This is a genomic window from Sporosarcina sp. FSL K6-1540, from assembly GCF_038620285.1.
Taxonomy (GTDB): Bacteria; Bacillota; Bacilli; order Bacillales_A; family Planococcaceae; genus Sporosarcina; species Sporosarcina psychrophila.
In genome coordinates, this window is record NZ_CP152018.1 from 252438 (window position 1) to 271691 (window position 19254).

The 19254-nt window shown below is 42.1% G+C and carries 18 protein-coding genes; 2 read left to right on the top strand and 16 right to left on the bottom strand.

Features of this window, described 5'->3' with window-relative positions; translation table 11 throughout:
- The first annotated feature begins 198 nt into the window (after positions 1–198).
- Both MKY15_RS01200 and MKY15_RS01205 read left to right on the top strand, forming a co-directional pair.
- Positions 199–1113 carry a glycine betaine ABC transporter substrate-binding protein gene (locus tag MKY15_RS01200; protein WP_187045430.1) on the top strand — a complete coding sequence of 305 codons (915 nt, stop codon included), beginning with the start codon at positions 199–201 and terminating at the stop codon, positions 1111–1113.
- A gap of 144 nt (positions 1114–1257) precedes the next feature.
- A complete protein-coding gene (locus MKY15_RS01205) occupies positions 1258–1935 on the top strand; it encodes an MOSC domain-containing protein (RefSeq protein WP_342538767.1) in 678 nt (225 codons plus the stop codon).
- A gap of 705 nt (positions 1936–2640) precedes the next feature.
- Here the strand turns inward: MKY15_RS01205 and MKY15_RS01210 are convergent.
- From MKY15_RS01210 to MKY15_RS01285, 16 genes are all read right to left on the bottom strand, one after another.
- Entirely contained in the window at positions 2641–3360 is a 720-nt protein-coding gene (locus MKY15_RS01210; RefSeq protein ID WP_342538768.1) for a KDGP aldolase, read from the bottom strand.
- Positions 3360–4469 (bottom strand): DgaE family pyridoxal phosphate-dependent ammonia lyase, encoded by a 1110-nt coding sequence (locus MKY15_RS01215; RefSeq protein ID WP_342538770.1) that lies wholly within the window; start codon positions 4467–4469, stop codon positions 3360–3362. The genes MKY15_RS01210 and MKY15_RS01215 overlap by 1 nt, the downstream gene beginning before the upstream one ends.
- 10 nt (positions 4470–4479) lie before the next feature.
- Positions 4480–5115 (bottom strand): DUF4310 family protein, encoded by a 636-nt coding sequence (locus MKY15_RS01220; protein WP_067214019.1) that lies wholly within the window; start codon positions 5113–5115, stop codon positions 4480–4482.
- 24 nt (positions 5116–5139) lie between these two features.
- Complete coding sequence (locus MKY15_RS01225) at positions 5140–5925, bottom strand: DUF4311 domain-containing protein (protein ID WP_067211390.1); 786 nt, start codon at positions 5923–5925, stop codon at positions 5140–5142.
- A gap of 13 nt (positions 5926–5938) precedes the next feature.
- Positions 5939–6289: a DUF4312 family protein gene (locus MKY15_RS01230; protein ID WP_342538771.1), complete on the bottom strand. Its 351-nt coding sequence runs from the start codon at positions 6287–6289 to the stop codon at positions 5939–5941.
- 4 nt (positions 6290–6293) lie between these two features.
- Positions 6294–6653, bottom strand: coding sequence for an SFCGS family glycine-rich protein (locus tag MKY15_RS01235; RefSeq protein WP_067211393.1), 360 nt, complete (start codon positions 6651–6653; stop codon positions 6294–6296).
- A gap of 18 nt (positions 6654–6671) precedes the next feature.
- Positions 6672–7010: a PRD domain-containing protein gene (locus MKY15_RS01240; RefSeq protein WP_067211395.1), complete on the bottom strand. Its 339-nt coding sequence runs from the start codon at positions 7008–7010 to the stop codon at positions 6672–6674.
- Positions 6967–8121, bottom strand: coding sequence for an amidohydrolase/deacetylase family metallohydrolase (locus MKY15_RS01245; RefSeq protein WP_342538772.1), 1155 nt, complete (start codon positions 8119–8121; stop codon positions 6967–6969). The genes MKY15_RS01240 and MKY15_RS01245 overlap by 44 nt, the downstream gene beginning before the upstream one ends.
- A 14-nt stretch (positions 8122–8135) precedes the next feature.
- Positions 8136–9956: an HTH domain-containing protein gene (locus MKY15_RS01250; RefSeq protein WP_342538773.1), complete on the bottom strand. Its 1821-nt coding sequence runs from the start codon at positions 9954–9956 to the stop codon at positions 8136–8138.
- Between the two features lie 706 nt (positions 9957–10662).
- Positions 10663–11292 (bottom strand): orotate phosphoribosyltransferase, encoded by a 630-nt coding sequence (gene pyrE, locus MKY15_RS01255; protein ID WP_342538775.1) that lies wholly within the window; start codon positions 11290–11292, stop codon positions 10663–10665.
- A gap of 2 nt (positions 11293–11294) precedes the next feature.
- A complete protein-coding gene (gene pyrF, locus MKY15_RS01260) occupies positions 11295–12005 on the bottom strand; it encodes an orotidine-5'-phosphate decarboxylase (RefSeq protein ID WP_342538776.1) in 711 nt (236 codons plus the stop codon).
- Entirely contained in the window at positions 12002–12916 is a 915-nt protein-coding gene (locus tag MKY15_RS01265; RefSeq protein WP_340767416.1) for a dihydroorotate dehydrogenase, read from the bottom strand. Before MKY15_RS01265 ends, pyrF begins: the two co-directional genes overlap by 4 nt.
- Complete coding sequence (locus MKY15_RS01270) at positions 12913–13689, bottom strand: dihydroorotate dehydrogenase electron transfer subunit (RefSeq protein ID WP_342538778.1); 777 nt, start codon at positions 13687–13689, stop codon at positions 12913–12915. Before MKY15_RS01270 ends, MKY15_RS01265 begins: the two co-directional genes overlap by 4 nt.
- Positions 13686–16883 (bottom strand): carbamoyl-phosphate synthase large subunit, encoded by a 3198-nt coding sequence (gene carB / locus MKY15_RS01275; RefSeq protein ID WP_342538779.1) that lies wholly within the window; start codon positions 16881–16883, stop codon positions 13686–13688. Before carB ends, MKY15_RS01270 begins: the two co-directional genes overlap by 4 nt.
- Positions 16876–17976: a carbamoyl phosphate synthase small subunit gene (locus MKY15_RS01280; RefSeq protein ID WP_067214020.1), complete on the bottom strand. Its 1101-nt coding sequence runs from the start codon at positions 17974–17976 to the stop codon at positions 16876–16878. Before MKY15_RS01280 ends, carB begins: the two co-directional genes overlap by 8 nt.
- Positions 17976–19253 (bottom strand): dihydroorotase, encoded by a 1278-nt coding sequence (locus tag MKY15_RS01285; RefSeq protein ID WP_342538780.1) that lies wholly within the window; start codon positions 19251–19253, stop codon positions 17976–17978. The genes MKY15_RS01280 and MKY15_RS01285 overlap by 1 nt, the downstream gene beginning before the upstream one ends.
- Position 19254 lies beyond the last annotated feature (1 nt).

Below are 19254 nucleotides of genomic sequence, written 5' to 3' on the forward strand. Positions count from 1 at the left end.
ACTCTAGTAAAATTCCCCATATACTAGCGAATTCTTTATCCTATGCTTTTATAAAGAATTGCTTTCTCTGTCATTCTTCTTTAATAAGGGCGTAACGCCCCCCACTTCTGGCTATTCATACATATATCCATTGTGCTTATTTATGCCCTATTCATTTTTAATCCGGATAATCGGAAAAATTGAGGAGGAACTAAGAACATGACACTTTTAAAAAAGATAACTGGATTTGGAACAGCTGCACTTTTGGCATTCGGACTTGCAGCATGCAACAGTGATGATGCAAAAAACGACGATGAGCAAACATCAGGAACAAAAACAACGGCCGGTGACTCTGTTGACCACACAATTACAGGGATTGATCCCGGTTCAGGACATATGGAATTAACGGCGAGAGCACTTAAAGAATATGATCTGACAGATTGGAATCTCACTTCGGGCTCTGGTGCCGCGATGACAGCTGCTTTGAAAAGAGCTTATGATAAAGAAGAACCAATTATCATAACAGCTTGGAGTCCGCACTGGATGTTTCTAAAATTCGACTTAAAATATTTAGAGGATCCTAAACTAGTCTATGGTGATTCTGAAGAAATTCATTCAATTACTCGAATGGGAATGAAAGATGACTTCCCTGAAGCTTACACGATTTTCCAACGCTTCAACTGGGACATAGAGGATATGAGCGAAATTATGGTCGCGATTGAAGATGGGGTAAAGCCTGAAGAAGCAGCCCAAACATGGATTGACGACAATCAAGACAAAGTAGCAGAGTGGACAGATGGCGTGGCTAACGTGGATGGAGATACCCTCAAGCTCGTCTATGCGCCCTGGGATAGTGAAATCGCAAGTCATAATATGATGAAACTTGTTCTTGAAGATAAGGGTTATAAAGTCGAATTATCGATGGTAGAACCAGGTCCAATGTTCTCAGCTATCGCTGATGGAAGTGCAGATGCAACATTCGCTGCTTGGTTACCTATCACCCATAAAACCTATCTAGATAAATTTGATGGTAAATTCGAAGATGTTGGTATTAATATGGTGAACGTCAAACAGGGACTAGCTGTACCAACCTATATGGAAGATATCAATTCCATTGATGATTTAAAGAAATAATTCCAGAAAAACAGCCCATTGCTTTTAGCGATGGGCTGTTTTCATAAAATGTTTTGACAACTGATTTTTGCTGTGGTTTGATTGTAGAATAGATGGGCAATTAAACTTGTTTTCACTCCTTGTAGAAAGTAGGTATATACCTAAATGACAACTTTTAGTGCTGAATTAAAAAACTTATCAATCGGATTACCGAAAAAAATGAAATATGGTACTGATAAAGAAATGGATACTGGCATCTGCAAAGAAACGATTGAGGAGGTCTTTTTAACAAAAGATGGCTTTAGAGGAGATGGTGTAGCAGACCTTCGACATCATGGGGGGCTTGACCGCGCAGTTTGTGTCTATCCGCATGAGCATTATTCGCTCTGGGAACAGGAGTTTAACAAGCCCCTACCAAGTTCGGCTTTCGGGGAGAATATAACAGTCACCAATATGTTGGAGCAAAAAGTTCATATTGGTGACATTTTCCGTCTTGGAGATGCTGTTATTCAAATAACGCAAGGCAGAATTCCATGTAGCACGATTACAAAGAGAACCGATATGCCTCCCCTTCTTAAAAGAATGGTGGAAACCGGGTTCACAGGTTATTTATGTCGTGTTTTAGAAGAAGGCTCTGTACGAAAAGATTCGACAATTACATTAGTAGAATCTCATCCAAAACAAGTGTCCATCCTTTTTGCGAACCAGATTTATTTTCATCATCCAAAGGATATTGAAGGCATCAAAAAAGTGTTGGACGTTCAAGAATTGGCACACGATTGGCGTGAGCGATTGACCAAACGATTGGAGCAATTAACAAATCCATATATGTTGAACAAATGAATACGGCGTATGCGCTTTACAAGGGCTTTTGAAAGGCCACTGAAAAAGCCCTTGTAATTGGAATGAATTAGGATTCCCACTAATACCGCTTCGACGCTTTGTGGATGCCTCCCGCGATAAGCCAGAAAGAAGACCACTTGGGAGGGATTGAACTGTATCCCTCCTTGTTCTTATCGCTCCGGCTACCACGAAGACGCGCCTGCGCTAGATTGTCTATGTGAGAAAGAGCTTTTCATTATCTACGATGAAATCTGCAACCTAGAGTGTGTCTTTCTTGAATAGAATTAGTATCAAAAAGTAATCACATTATAATCTCTGCATATACATCTCAAAATCACATTTCTCTCGATAATGAAACAACCTAGCGCAAGCGCGGAAAAGGGGTCGCCGAAGCTGTAAGGCATTCCCAAAGCGCTAAGCGTTCTACAATCCACCCCTCGAATTAATACTCTCTCCTTATTGAGCGCCACAGTAAATTTAGTGGGATTCTTTAATTCAATATATATAGTCTAAAATTTTTTGCATATTCTTATATAGGTTACTAGCAAAACAGCTATTCCACTTGGATTTCACCAACGTGGAATAGCTGTTTTTCATTTCATTAATCCAACTCTCAATTCTCCATGTCAATCAAATAATTTTCTGATTGCTTCTTCAGTGTTCTCGACCAGTCTAGTAGAGAGACTCGGATTGATGCCGGCATTGTTACCAAGTCATCTCAATCAATTGCTTCATCGCAGAAGGTTTGGTATCGCCAGTTTCTTTATCGATTATAGATGTGTATAAATGTGGAATTACGGTTTCTGCACCATTGTCCAGACATGTTTGTACGATTACATGGACGTTGTCTAACGTAATACCACCTGTTGGTTCAATGATTTTAATGCCCGCTTTTACTGCTGCTTGCGTCATTGCTGCTAATTCCTCAAGACCCTTTTCACCTTCGATTGGATATAATTTGATAGAAGGAATCCCGAGCTCAGCAATCATAGCTGCCACAAGTTCACATGATACCTTCTCTCGGTATGCCGAACTAGCTGGACCCGTGGAAATATACACTTGACCAGGCATGCCAGTTGGTTCGACCAAAGAGTTGATCACGGGAACATTTTCTGTAGTTTGTTCCATTCTTCCAAGCGTATAACCCGATGCCGGGAATACTTGGTTAATATGATCTGGTAAAGTTGCCACAGATACATTCGCAACTTTTCTCCACATATTAGGATCACCCGCACCTAATCCCACTGAAACACGGATATTATTATCCTTGAATTCTTTTACTAACTCGATAGCAGCCTCTTCTGTCGGGAAGTTCTTGACCATGACTCCTACTAATACGCGATCACCCGCAATTTCCACAAGCTCCAGTGCATTGTTCAAATCCTTGGCTAGCACGTTAAAAACGACTTGATGTTTAAATGGCATTATTCCACTCCTTGAGCTAGAACTAGTTTGATTGTTTTTGCTATGATTTCCTCTTGCCCTTTAAGTAAGGGTCTTGGATCAACAGATAATATTCCGATGTTCACATAATGATGGCGTAAAAAAATAGCCGGATTTCCTGACTCGAGTGCGTGTAGCAAATCCTCTGCATCCATGCCCGCTTCTTTACTATCCACTTCAATAGTTGCACGGTAAATATCCCTTCCTGCTTCATCCTGTTTGACTGAGCATGTCAATCCTGAAACACCATTTAAATCATTACAGAGTTTCTTCATTCTACTAAGCTGCCCCTCTACATCTGTAGCTTTATCGGCATATTGCTTAAGTGCTACGATCAAACCGGCCATTCCTTCTTTTCCAATTTTCATCGGACGACCAATTCCTTTATATTGCTTCCGGCATGCTTCCATTAATTCTTTTCTCCCACAAATGAATCCTGATGTTGGCCCTTCCAATGCTTTACCACCACTATATATCACGATGTCTGCACCCATCGCAATATATAGTTTGAAATCCTCTTCAGCTGCAGCATCGATAATAAATGGAATGTGATGCTTCTTCGCAATTTCTATCATAGTTTCAATTGGTTGCATCCCTTTTTGAATAGCATGATGAGATTTAATGTACATCAGTGCAGCAGTATTTTCATTGATTGCTTCCTCAATATGCTGTGCTTCCACTTTGTTTGCTTGACCGACTTCAACCACCTGCCCGCCGCCCAAACTGATCATTTGTGCAATGCTGGCCCCAAAATGAATTTGCTGTCCTTTTTGAACGATGACTTGGTTTTTCAACCCATCTGAATTTGGTAGTCTTTCAATATGTGTCAGATTTTTACCCGCGATAACGGCTGCAGTACTAATCGCAATCCCAGCCGCTGCACCGCTCGTTGGACAGCCATCCTCAGCACCTGTTACTTCAGCAATAACAGTCCCTGTAAGCTCCATGATTTCATCAATGTCTACATAATCTTGAGAGGCTTCTTTAAGTGTTTGCGCAACTTCCTCACTTACGGCTGATGCACCAAGAGCTGTCATTTTTCCGCTTGCATTAATAACTTGTTTTAATCCTAATCGCTTAAAAACACTCATCTTGTTCACCTCAGTCTAATGGTATTGGGAAAAATGCCCCTAAAAGCATTGCTCCTAAAATTGCTCCGCCTACAATAGGCTTCTTTCCCGCGTAAAAAATTGCTGCTCCAACAACGGCACCAACACCAATTGGAATAGATGCAGATGCAGCGGAAATGATAATCAATGGTCCTAAGAATCTTCCTGACGCATTCCCAGCTCCCATCATGACATCTGCTCCAAAAGTGGAGTTAGATTGCCCTACTGTAAGTTTACGAACCATAATGACGACATACCCGATTGCAAGCCCTAAAATAGCGCCAGTAAGCAAAGCTAACCCAAAATTTTCAATTGGTGCGGTAATTCCGGAAGCCAGAAGTAAAGCAGGTACACCAATTCCAAGTCCCGTTTGAATTGCACCACCTATATCTAAAATCCCAACAAGCGAGCCCTCCAAAATACGTGCAAATAGAAAACTTGCCCCAAATGCTGCCGCTACACCATAGCCACCACCTTGCATTCCTACTTCAAGCATCGCAACAATCGCAACATCATTAAACGCCCCAATTTTATAAACGTAGTACATATGGGTGCCCGCAAATACTCCGGATGACAATAGGGCTACAAAAATCGGAAATGACCAATCGGCATACCAAAAACTTTTCATATTAATTTCATTGTTATCCCCCACTTACTTCACCTCATATCCAATTAGTTTGTGTAGATTGATTAACCATTCAGGCGCTTCAAGATTAAATCCTTGAAGGAACTGAATATCGAATCCACGGAAAAACCCACTAAATATAAACAATAAAATTACAGAAACCATAAGTGTCTTTGTAACTTTATTCCAACCACCGTCATCTACGCCTTTTCCGATTAAAATTCCCAGCACGACACCAGGCACGGCATTTCCCATGACCATATGTGCAGCTCCGCCGAAAATCGTTCCCCAGATTCCCGATCGCTTACCAGAATCCAAAGCTGCCAACCAGAAGATAACCGGCATGACAGGATTGATGAGCAAATTTGCTGCTGGAACCAATACTTTTAACGCAATTGCTTGCAATGACTCTGGAATTGCAGAGGCCGTCGAATTCAAGAATGTTACAACAAGTACCCCGATAATTGCTCCCGCAATTGCCATTTTCTTTGGATTATGCAGTGTATCTTCTGGACGTTTTCCTTTTCTCATTAACACAGCTGCCGCCCAGTTTGGAATAATCCGGTGGTCGACGTCTTGCGTGAATGCACCAGCGCCTACAGAAGATGCCCATGCATTAAAGAAGAATCCTAAACCGAATGAAAAGTGTGATGCTGCGTCCCCTGCACAAGCATTTAACTCTCCCAACGTTCGAAATGCGCCCATTCCTTGTGATTTGGGAGCGTGAAACATCCGAGCCGCACCGGCGCCTACGCCGAAACCTACAAATCCTCCAATGATGATAGACTTAAAAATAATCGTAAGTAATTCCATAGTTTATCCCCCTTTATTTCAAGAAATTATTACCCATGATTTGACCCTTCAAACTGTTTCCTTGTTCAACTGTTTCAAATCGAATTTCTTCTACATCCAACAGGAATAATTCCACATCTACATCTAGCACAACCTTGTATTTACTTCTTTTGCGTGGTGCAAAAACGAATAAAAAGCGCTCAATATACGACGTTTCCATCGCTTCTACTACATCAACATTTACAGGCTCAATCCGAATAATCATATTTCCCTTATAGTCTTTCATTACTTTTTTCTGAATATTCCCTAGTGCCGTATTCAGTGCCCTTTCTTTCGAATCCCCTTTGCCCTCAATACGGACCTTTGTTTCAATAATTTTTTTCATGAAATCAGCTCCTTAGTTTTATGAATTCTTCTGTAAGTCTTCTTCCCAATTCTTCCGAATCATTAAAGCCAAAACCAAGAACTGTCTTTCCCTCTCTTAATGCTGTTAGTCCTTCTTCAACGGAACGCATGCCATAGCGTGCTGAATATCCATATTTTGACTGCGCCGTAATAGCCCCTGCTCCCCCACTACCACAAAAAGAGATACCCATATCCGCCTTCACTTCATTCATCATATCGCCCAGTTTCATATCGGCAGCCATTCCACTGATAACGATCGCCTTGCCCCCTGCTGCCTCCACGCCTTTTCCTACATTTTGCCCTTTTCCTAAACGATCGCCAATCACAACAATAATTTCACTCATAACTTATTCCCCCTATTTTCAATTTAATTTTGCAGATTCAAAGTGGATTGATAAAAGATACTTTTCATCATCATGCAAATTGCTAAGTTGTTTGCAAATGTCACTTGCCATTCCAATGGAATCTTGTGTAACCTCACTAAATATTTCTTTTTCAAGCGCTGGAATCGCTTCCATATTTATTGAGCGATAAACCATACCGGAAATGTGTGAAACAAATGAAAGCCACTGCGTTTCTGTCATAATAATTTTTTTAGTCGTTAAAACTTTTTTTGAATAAGTTAATACTTCTATACATAATTCTGAATTCCCACTTTTATTGATTATCTCGCGCTCTTTTGGAATTTGTTGATTCATCATGGTACACTACCTTCCCATTTCTCAATACCATATATGGTTTAAGTATTTGCTTTGCTTCTAGTTCTACTCCCTCTGAATCTATTAAGATCGTTCGTTGTTTAATAATCTTGAAAATCGTAATATCGGCTTTGGTTCCTAGTGCTAGCGTACCTATATCACTTGCCCCAAGTGCATTTGCTGCTCCCAATGTGACCGACTTCACTACTTCAATTAAAGGGATTCCAAGTTCCAATAGCTTGGTCATCGTAGTCATCAAGCTACAAACAGGGCTTTGATAGTTTTTAATATATATATCGGTACTGGTCGTAAACGAATCGTCATATTGCTCTCTGAATTTCATCATAGTTTCATAGCTAAAGCTAGAGGTACCATGTCCGACATCGAATAATACGCCCCTCTTTAAAGCATCCAACGCTTCTGGAATTAGTTCACCTTCTGCATTCATAATCCCATGTTTTTTTCCATGAAATGCATGTGTCACGATGTCTCCTTTACTTAAGAGAGGGAAAATGTCTTGTAAATGGGGAGGTGGGTTCCCAATGTGGACCATGATTGGAACACTTAAACGGTCCGCTAGCATACGCGCATGTTGAAGAGGTTTAATCCCACTATTTTTAACAACACTCCCACTCATTCTTGCCTTCAATCCAACAATGCTTGGTTCCTTTTTAAAAATTTCTTCTGCTTCTTCTATACTCATTAAATCCTCCATATTTGCAAGTTCAGCAAGACCGCTAGTTAAGCCTTTTCTCGCAATATTAAGGAATGAAAGAACCTTCGTTTGACTAGGTTCAACCACCTTCTCCTTAAAAGCCGCATAATCTGAATATCCGGCACTACCTGCATCGACTACTGTTGTAACGCCTTGCTCAATGCCCACTAAATCAGCATCGATCCCAAGTTCGGTGTGTCCAGTAAAAATATGAACATGCATATCAATGAAGCCTGGTGAAACATAGCATCCTTCTGCATTGATATATGTTACATTTTCAGAACTACTATCTTGTGGCGCAACGAGTAATCCATTTCGTATTGCAATTTCCTTTATTTCAATCGTGTCTTGTTGCGGATCAATGACATAACCATTTTTTATGATGATTTCTTCTGGCACAAAAACACCCCCAGCTATTTTAAATAATGCAGGATTGCAATGATTTCAGCTTTGTGTGTTTGCAAATCATGCACATCTAAAATTTCTTTGATCTTTTGAATATCCTCTTTGTCATAAGAATGATTGCTAGAACTTGAATAATTGTCGTATTGTTTATCGAAATAAAAGCGATGAACCATTAAAAAAATATGCAGCATGAGTGCCTGCTTCTTGGTAGCTCCTATTTCATCGGTAAAAGCTAACTGGATTTCTTGATTAATCTCAAAACCCTTTAAGATTATTTCTTGACTGATGAATTCAGTATCTTGACTACCGATTGTTTCCTCGGTACTTTCCAACAAGTTATTAAATTGAAAGTTTTTATAACGCAGTAACTCCTGCACCTTACGTTTGATGGTTTCGATATCCCTTTTACTTGGCAGCGGGTCCACAATTACTAACGGAAGATCTGTTTCAATTGGAAAGACACTAATAATGAAATCGACTTTTTGCTGGATGCAAATTTCATCCACTTCCATAATCGAACAATTTTTAACGATTTCAATATCATAAATTTCTCTTTCGACTCGATTTTTAATAAGACGCGCCACGCCTCTTCCAGTAGAACAAACATATAAAGTACGAATTTTACCTTTTTGATTAAACTTCTTTTCAAAAGAGACAATGAAATGGAGCACGATTAACGATACAAACGAATCCGGCACTGAAATTTTTAGAGGCGCAAGGTATATTTGGCACGCTTTTCTGATAGTTGAGAATAGAACTGAATAGTTTTTCTTTAATTCTTTGGTGAATGGATTAATTTCTGTGAAATTGATTTCCCCTTTTTGAAAACGTAGAGAAAGGTGAGCAAAAAGATTATTATATAGTTTTGGATCCTTATGATAATGAATCCCTTGTATATCACTGACATATTGGATTATTTCTTTTGTGACCTTGACGATGTCGATTTGATTAAGCGCGTTATCCCTATCTCCTGTAATATAGCGGTATTCCTCTTCAAACAAAGGATACTGCATTTGTTCATACACCTTCTCCATTAGCTGAACCGTTAAATTAGGATAATCAGCTTTCTTTATAATCCGATAGTCTTTCATCGTAAATCCAGCGTTCATTCGAGTAATCGAGATTGTCATTCTAAACAAAATCCTTAGTACATCTGATTCATGAAGTACGTGTTTAGGTTGTGAAGCAAATAACCGAGCCATCTGCTTCTCAACGACTTTATACAAAGGAAGTATGTCGGCAAATAGCATAGGTCCTTCAATTAATAAATCTCGACAGGTTACGCCACTCATAATTTTATAGATTTCATTATTTGTCAAATCAGCATGGATCAAATGCTCAAATAGCAACCTTAGCGATAGTTCGTCTCCTATTAATTTATAACCCGTTCCGTGCTTTCTTTCTAATTCTATTTTCCAAGGTTGGAGCAATTCATCTATTTGTTTAATATCATTCAAAGATGTATTTCTACTTACATCAAGCCGCTCGGAAAAAGTAGATGCAGTTATGTAGTCAGTGTTCACCAGCATATATAAAATCATTTTTCCTACTCTAGCCTCCTGATTCAGATAGACATCATTTCTCTCAATTTCCGGCAGGGTATGGATGATGGCCAATCGTTTTTCCTCACTACAATCAATCCAAATCCCTTTATTTGACTGTGAAAATAACTCTATCTCCCGGGTATTGAGCCAACCTTTCACATCTTCTAGGTCATATTTAATCATTCGTGTACTCACATTAAATTCTTCTGACAAATCCTTTAGATAGACAGAACCACTAGTTTCTAGAAGCTTCACCAATAACCGAAACGCTCTTATGTTAAGCAATCCCAACACCACCCTATAGTTGTTCGGGTTTCTTCTGTATCTCCGGAGCATTTAGGTTTTTCTAATACAGAAACCGACAATGAAACAAAAGCGCTGAAGTCTAGACGAGGAATCGCTTCTTTTAAAGGGTTTCCACAGCGCAAGACTTTATAGCTCTCTAACCAGACACAAAATAATTTCGTTTGATCCGACTCCGGAGAGGGCCTTGAATCAATAATTCTTTACTAACCCAACTTTAAACTTTTTATCAATTCAGATAAAGACAAAATCCTTTCCGCCTTAATAGGGAAGGATTTTGGAGCCTTAGTAAGTCATGCACATTCAACCTACACAATACTAGCTGCTAAACGTCAAAATCTCCTCATCCGTAACAAATATAAATGATTTCTGTAGTTTGCGCTATTCGCGACAAGCTGTTCTAATCGCGTTAAATGTTAATGGGTACGATAATTAAAAAAAGCTATTCCACATGGATTTCACCGTGGAATAGCTTTTTTGTTGGCTTAGGAAACTATTTAATCATGCATTGTGAGTAAACTGTAACATAGAGATTTCACATCCAAACTCCAGCGCCTAGAGGCTCGGGGTCGACAGGATATGGGTCATGCAGTTCGGGAGGGATTGGAACTTCATCCCTCCTTGTTGCCACAGGAAGTGCCGCATTTAGGCAGCATTCATTTATAACAGACGCTTGCCCTTTTGTAGTTTATTTCAACAAACCAGCCTTCAATTTCCCGTGCCACTCAAGTAAACTAGCCATTGACTCTTCATTGATAGCCCCTTTTTCTTGTGCGACTTCAGCAAGTGCACCGAAATCAGTCAGGCTTTTGTAAGTCAGTCCTGCAGACGCGAATGTTTCATCTACACTTTGCAGTTCATATGTAAAGATAGAAACAATACCAGTCACGTCAATTCCTTCAGAACGCAGTGCTTCTGCCGCATTCAAGCTACTACCGCCCGTTGAGATCAAATCTTCGATAATTACCGCTTTATCTGCGACATCAACTTTCCCTTCGATTTGACGGCTTCGGCCATGTTCTTTCGCTTTCGAACGGATATACACCATCGGTAATCCAAGAATGTCCGCAACCCAAGCTGCGTGAGGGATTCCAGCTGTAGCCGTACCAGCTATGACAGTTGTTTCAGGATAATTTTCACGAATCAATCCTGCTAGGCCTTCCGCAATCTTCTTCCGTCCAACCGGATCTGACATCGTCAATCGGTTATCGCAGTAGATTGGGGACTCAATGCCTGATGCCCATGTAAACGGTTCTTCAGGACTTAATTCAACTGCACCAACATGTAACAGGATTTCAGCAACTTCTTTTTTCACCATTGTTATTCCGTCCCCTTCCAACGTGCTTGAATGTGTTCGTAGGCTGCTCGCGGATCCGTTGTCCCCGTAATTGCTCGTCCGACTACGATATGTGTCGATCCTGCTAGACGCGCTTCTTCAGGTGTTGCAATCCGTTTCTGATCATGTGCTCCGCCATCTGCAAGGCGTATACCAGGTGTCACTTTGAAGAAAGTTTTTCCGCAAACATCTTCGATCGCTGTCGCTTCATGGACAGAACAAACAACACCATCAAGACCTGCTTCTTTAGTCAGCTTAGCATAATGAAGGACAGATTCTTGTAGCCCAACACCGATCAACTGCTCTTCACGAACTTGGCGCTCGTCTGTAGACGTCAGTTGTGTAACACCGATGAGTGACGGCCGTGATAATCCGGTTGGTGTCCCTTTATCCAATCCTTCAAGAGCCGCCTCCATCATTGTCTTTCCTCCAGCTGCATGAACATTCACAAGGTCAACACCGAATCCCGCAAGCACTTCCATCGCAGATTTCACTGTGTTTGGAATATCATGCAATTTCAAATCTAGGAATACATCATAACCTTGTTCTTTTAACCGAGCCACAATCGCGGGCCCTGCTTTATAATAAAGTTGCATGCCCACTTTGACATTGACGTCTCCATCAAAAGCACGCAGGAAGTCGAATGTCTTTTCAGCCGAATCAAAATCGAGTGCTATAATCGGGGATGTTTTCATAGACGGTGACTCCTCCCTATCAGTTCAGAAATATGATGAATGCCAAGCTCGTCCAACTTAGCTGGCAATTGTTCAATGATTTGCGGACAAATAAATGGATTGACGAAGTTCGCTGTTCCTACCGCGACAGCACTTGCACCTGCAGACATAAAGTCGATAATGTCAGCCGTTTCTGTCACCCCACCCATTCCAATAATCGGAATATTGACCGCTTTACTTACTTCATAGACCATCCGAATCGCAACTGGTTTAACAGCCGGACCAGACAAACCGCCTGTGCCGTTCGCAATAACGGGTCTCCCTGTTTTCTGATCAAGACGCATACCAATCAGTGTGTTGATCATCGTAATGCCATCTGCTCCGCCTGCTTCAACCGCCTGCGCAATTTCCACGATGTCAGTGACATTTGGAGATAGTTTGACATACACCGGAACTGAAGACACTTCTTTTACCGCTCTCGTCAGCTCTTTGGCGATTTCAGGATCTGTTCCAAAAGTAATGCCTCCCGCTTTGACGTTCGGACAAGAGATATTCAGCTCAAGCGCTTTAACATTTGGTGCTTGAGATACGGCTTTCGCCACTTCCACGTAGTCAGCTGTTTCAGTACCCGCAACGTTTGCAATAATTGGCACATCAAACTGCTCAAGCCAAGGCAACTCGCCTTCCAATACGCCTTTAAGACCCGGATTTTGCAGGCCGATTGCATTTAGCATACCGGATGCCGTTTCTGCAACACGCGGTGTCGGATTGCCGAGCCTCGTTTCAAGTGTTGTGGCTTTGATCATAATGGCGCCAAGCAGTGACAAATCATACAGTTGACCATATTCTTTACCGAATCCGAAACAGCCGGACGCAGGCATAATTGGATTTTTTAATGATAAACCTGGTAATTCAATCGATAGCCTATTCATATTGCCACCACCCCTGCCGGGAATACTGGACCATCTGAGCATACTTTAATATAGGCTTTTTCCGATCCTTCCGTTGTTTGACAAACACATGCGAAACAAGCGCCAATACCGCAGCCCATCCGTTGTTCGAATGACAGAAATCCTTTTTTCCCTGCATACATTTTTTCAATCGCTTCAAGCATCGGCATTGGACCGCAGCTGTAATACGTTGCAAAGTCATTGCCAAGTTCCGCCATGACAGTAGTCACGAAACCTGCCGTTCCTTGTGAACCGTCAACAGTTACGATATGTGTTTCGCCGAGTTTACTAAATTCTTCTTCGTAAAACACGACATCCTTTGATTGGAATCCTAAGACATGCATGCATTTCACGCCCTTCGCCGTCAATTGCTTCGACAGCTCATACAATGGTGGTACACCAATTCCTCCGCCAATTAAAATGGCCGTTTCTCCCTGCGACGTTTCTTCAACAGGAAAACCATTCCCTAGCGGACCAAGGACATCAACTTCATCGCCAGCACGTTTCTGTGAAAGGATGGTAGTCCCCCGACCTTCCGCGCGATAAATAATGGTCATTTCGCCAGCCTCTTGATCAATCGAAGCGATTGAAATTGGACGTCTTAATAGTGGTTCAAACGAGTCTGACACACGAATATGGACAAACTGGCCTGGGGAAGTAATTTCCCCGACCAACTTACCGTTTAACTTCATTTCAAAAATATTTTGGGCAATTTGCCGTTGTGAAGTAACCGTCATTCGATCTTGTATGATCATATAGTTTCCTCCGCTTTCCCCATTTCCTCAGTTTGGAATGTCATTGATTCGATAACGCGTAGCATTGCATCTGCCGTATCAAGTGAAGTGAAGCAAGGAATGCCATTTTCAACTGATTCGCGACGGATTCTAAAGCCGTCACGTTCAGGTTGTTTTCCTTTTGTCAGTGTATTGATAACAATTTGTGCTTCCCCTTTTTGAATAACATCCAGAAGCGTTGGCCCTTCAGAACCAATTTTACCGATTGTCTTCACGCGGATACCTGCGTCCTCTAGAACAGAAGCCGTGCCTCCAGTCGCTAAAATGCGGTAACCAATAGCTGTAAAGCGTTTAGCGATGCTGACCATCTCTTCTTTATCTTTGTCAGAAACAGTCATTATCACAGAACCGTATTCTTTTATTTCCATACCCGCTGCAACAAGGCCTTTATACAATGCTTTTTCGAGCGTAGTATCTTTCCCCATCACTTCTCCTGTCGATTTCATTTCAGGTCCAAGCGTTATATCTACTCGACGCAATTTCGCAAATGAGAAGACTGGTACTTTAACGTAGACGCCTGATGGTGCCTGAGCAAGTCCATTTTTATACCCTTGTTCGATAATTGATTGACCTAGAATGGCTTTTGTCGCAATGTTTGCCATCGGAATGTTCGTGATTTTACTTAAGAATGGAACCGTACGACTTGATCGTGGATTTACTTCGATGACGTAGACTTGCCCTTCTGAGATGACGAACTGGATATTGAGAAGACCTACAATTCCAAGTCCTTTTGCAAGGCGTGTCGTATAATCAGCGATTGTCTCCATCTGAGAAGCCGATAAATTTTGTGGAGGGAACACGGCAATCGAGTCACCCGAGTGAACGCCTGCACGTTCAATATGTTCCATAATGCCTGGGATCAATACATTTTCTCCATCGCATATGCCATCGACTTCGATTTCAGTTCCTGTCAAGTAGCGATCGACAAGTATAGGATGATCTGGGCTTGCTTCAACTGCGTGCTCCATGTAATAAAGAAGTTCTTCTTCATGGTAGACAATTTCCATCGCACGTCCACCAAGTACATAAGAAGGTCTAACGAGTACAGGATAACCGATTTCATTGGCAATCGCGACAGCTTCTGGTACTGAAACAGCTGTTTTTCCTAAAGGCTGAGGAATTCCGATTTCACGCAATGCACTTTCAAACTTATTACGGTTTTCCGCACGGTCAATATCTTCTAGAGATGTTCCTAAAATTTTCACGCCGCGCGCTTCGAGGCCAGCCGCTAGGTTGATGGCTGTTTGTCCACCGAATTGAACGATAACGCCTTCAGGCTGTTCTAGGTCAACAATGTGCATAACATCTTCGATTGTCAGAGGTTCAAAGTATAATTTGTCCGAAATCGAGAAGTCTGTTGACACCGTTTCAGGGTTGTTGTTGATGATGATCGCTTCGTAACCAGCTTCTTGAATTGCCCATACAGAGTGGACCGTCGCATAGTCGAACTCGACGCCCTGTCCGATACGAATCGGGCCAGAACCTAGAACGATAACACTTTTCTTCTCTGTTTTAATGGATTCATTTTCATCTTCATACGTGCCGTAAAAGTACGGTGTATCCGATTCAAATTCGCCTGCACATGTATCCACCTTTTTATAGACTGGAATAAGGCCATGCTCTTTTCGCCAATCGTAAATCACACGCTCATCTGTACTCCATAGTTCTGCAACTGTTACGTCAGAGAAGCCCATACGTTTTGCAGTGCGCAACGTTTCATAGTCAAACGGATTCGCTTTTAAGACTAGTTCAAACTGAACGATTTTCTGGAACTTGCGTAAGAAAAAGGCGTCGATTTGACTCCATTCGTGAATCGTCTCAACTGTCGCGCCTCTACGGAATGCTTCGCCGATGAAGAACAAACGCTCATCGCCTGCACGACGGATACGTTTTTCAATCCATTCGTCTGTCATTGTCGAACCATTTTTCAACGATAAGCCAAATTGTCCTGTTTCAAGTGAGCGAACTGCTTTCAAAATGGACTCTTCAAATGTACGACCGATTGCCATTACTTCGCCTGTCGCTTTCATTTGTGTACCCAAGTTCCGTTTAGCAGATTCGAATTTATCAAATGGCCAGCGCGGGATTTTCGTCACGATGTAATCGAGTGTCGGTTCGAAACAAGCATATGTTGTACCTGTGACCGGGTTCATCATTTCATCAAGCGTGAGTCCGACCGCTATTTTTGCAGCGATTTTTGCAATTGGATATCCCGTCGCTTTCGACGCAAGTGCAGATGACCGACTCACACGTGGATTCACTTCAATGATGTAATAGTTAAAGCTGTATGGATCGAGCGCAAGTTGGACATTACATCCGCCTTCGATTTTCAGTGCACGAACAATTTTCAATGACACATTCCTCAGCATCTGATTTTCTCGGTCTGTCATCGTTTGACATGGGGCCGCGACGATTGAATCACCTGTATGGATTCCAACAGCATCAACGTTTTCCATATTACAAACTATAATTGCGTTGTCCGCTGAATCTCGTATCACTTCATATTCAATTTCCTTGTAGCCAGCAATCGACTTTTCTAACAGACATTGTGTGACGGGGCTGTATTTCAAGCCACCTGTGACGATTTCATCAAGGTCTTTATCGTTATAGCAAATTCCTCCGCCAGTTCCACCCATTGTAAATGCAGGACGAACGATAACTGGGTAACCGATTCTTTCGACAAGTGTATAGGCCTCTTCAAGGTTGTGGATAATATCGCTATCTGGAACAGGTTCACCTAGTTCATTCATCAGCGTGCGAAATAGGTCACGGTCTTCCGCTTGGTGAATTGCATTGAGCTTTGTTCCAAGAATTTCAACGCCAAGTTCATCCAAAATACCTGATTCGTGCAGTTCAATCGCCATGTTCAGACCCGTTTGACCACCCAGTGTAGGAAGGAGTGCATCCGGGCGCTCTTTTCGGATAATGCGGCTAATAAACTCGAGTGTAAGTGGTTCAATGTATACTTTGTCTGCAATTTCCGTATCCGTCATAATGGTTGCTGGGTTGGAGTTAATGAGAATGACGCGATAGCCTTCTTCTCTCAACGAAAGACACGCTTGTGTTCCGGCATAGTCGAACTCTGCCGCCTGGCCAATGACAATCGGGCCTGACCCGATAACTAATATAGTTTCAATATCTGTACGTTTAGGCATTGAAATTCCCCTCTCGGCTGCTTGTTTTCATTATATCCATGAATCGGTCAAACAGATGTTTCGAATCTTCTGGTCCTGGTGATGCTTCCGGATGAAACTGTACAGAAAAAGCTTCGTATTTCGTGCTTTTCACACCTTCAACTGAGCCGTCATTAAGTGCTTTGTGTGTCACTTCAAGATTTGTACCTGCAAGTGATTCTTCATCTACTGAGTAGCCATGGCATTGTGAAGTTAATTCCGTCCTACCTGTAGCCAAATCTTTTACGGGATGATTGCCACCCATATGACTATTTTTCAATTTCACTGTGCGTGCTCCACAAGCAAGGGCAAACAGCTGATGGCCAAGCCCTATCCCGAACATTGGGGCTTTTCCTAGCAACTCTTTAATCACTTCAACTGTACCTTCAACATCCATCGGATTGCCCGGTCCATTTGACAACACAATGCCATCTGGTGATAAAGAAAGAATTTCTTTCGTTGTTGTATTATATGGAACGACGATAACGTCACAATCTCTCTCATTTAATTCACGTAAAATACCATGTTTCATACCATAGTCGATAAGGATGATTCGCTCTCCGCGACCTGGACTTGGATAAGGTTTTTGTGTCGAAACGCGTGCAACAAGATCTGTCGGTAAGACGTAAGAAGCGACATGCGCAACCGTTTCTTGCACGTTTACTTCTTCTCCTGCAGCAGTCAAAATCCCTTTTAGTGCCCCTTTGTCGCGTAGCAACCGTGTTAGTTTACGTGTATCGATTCCTTGAATTCCAGGAATGCCCTTCATCGTCAACAGTTCGCAAAGCGTCATGCCGCTTCGGAAGTTCGATGGCTCGTCCGCTAGTTCACGAACGACTAAGCCGCTTGCTGCTGGTTCAATTGATTCGTAATCGTCTCGGTTAATGCCATAGTTACCGATAAGCGGGTAGGTCATCACAATGATTTGTCCAGCTCCCGAAGGATTGGAAATGGTTTCCTGATAGCCCGTCATCCCAGTTGTGAATACTGTTTCACCGATTGAAGCCTCGTCGGAACCAAAAGCGATTCCTTCAAAAATTGTGCCGTCTTCTAAAATAAGCATTCTTTTTTTCATCATTGTCCATCCTCCCAAACTACTTTTCCACCGAAAATCGTTTTAACTGGCCATCCTGTGCATGTCAAACCGTCAAATGGTGTGTTCTTACCTTTAGATACAAATGTTGTGCGATCTATTTTTGCTTCTTTGTTCAAATCAAGTAATACTAAATCCGCAGTGGCTCCAACTTCAATTTTACCGTATGGTAAGCCGAATACATCCGCTGGTTTTTTCGTCATCCAATCGATGAGTTGCTGCAATGTCCATGTTCCTTTTTTAACAAAGTTCGTATAAAGAAGCGGGAATGCTGTTTCAAAACCAGTAATGCCGAATGGTGCTTTTGCAAAACCGACTGCCTTCTCTTCCGCAGTATGCGGTGCGTGATCTGTTGCTATGAAATCCAGTGTGCCGTCGAGCAATCCTTCGCGTAGTGCTGCGAGATCTTCTGTTCCGCGAAGTGGCGGATTCATTTTCCAATCGGCATCATCGCCTGGAATATCATCTTCCGACAGTAGAAGATGATGCGGACTTACTTCAGCAGTCACATGGACCCCCGCTTTCTTCGCGTCACGAATCACCCGAACCGACTCTTTCGTGCTGACGTGGCAAACATGATAATGAGCGCCTGCCGCTTCAGCTAATAAAATATCCCGAGCGATATGGACCGATTCTGCTATAGAAGGAATTCCTGGAAGTCCCAGTTCCTTATTACGTTTGCCTTCATGCATAGCACCACCGTAGATAAGCGTATTATCTTCACAGTGTGCTACAATCGGCATACCGATTTTAGCTGCTTCCTGCATTGCTTCATACATCATTCCAGCCTGTTGTATACCAACACCATCATCCGTAAATGCGAAAGCTCCGTGTTCTTTTAGTTCTGCGAGATTCGTCCGTTCTTTACCGGCTTCCCGAATTGTAATAGATGCGTATGGAAGGACACGGATTAAGGACTTCTGTGCGATTAAGTCATTGACAAATGTCAGATTTTCTTTTGTATCCGGTACAGGCCGTGTATTTGGCATTGCACAGATAGTTGTGTAACCGCCTTTTGCTGCTGCCAATGTTCCGCTTTCGATTGTCTCTTTATGCTCTCCGCCCGGTTCACGAAGATGCACGTGGACATCTATGAAGCCCGGTGCTAGTAAAAGTCCTTTGCCGTCGATTACTTCAGCGTGTTCTACTGGTAACTGCTTACCGATTTCCGTAATTTTATCACCCGTTACTTTTACATCTGCTGTGACAAGTTCCCCATCACCGTTTAGCATCTGAACCCCTTGAATTAGTTTCTGCATG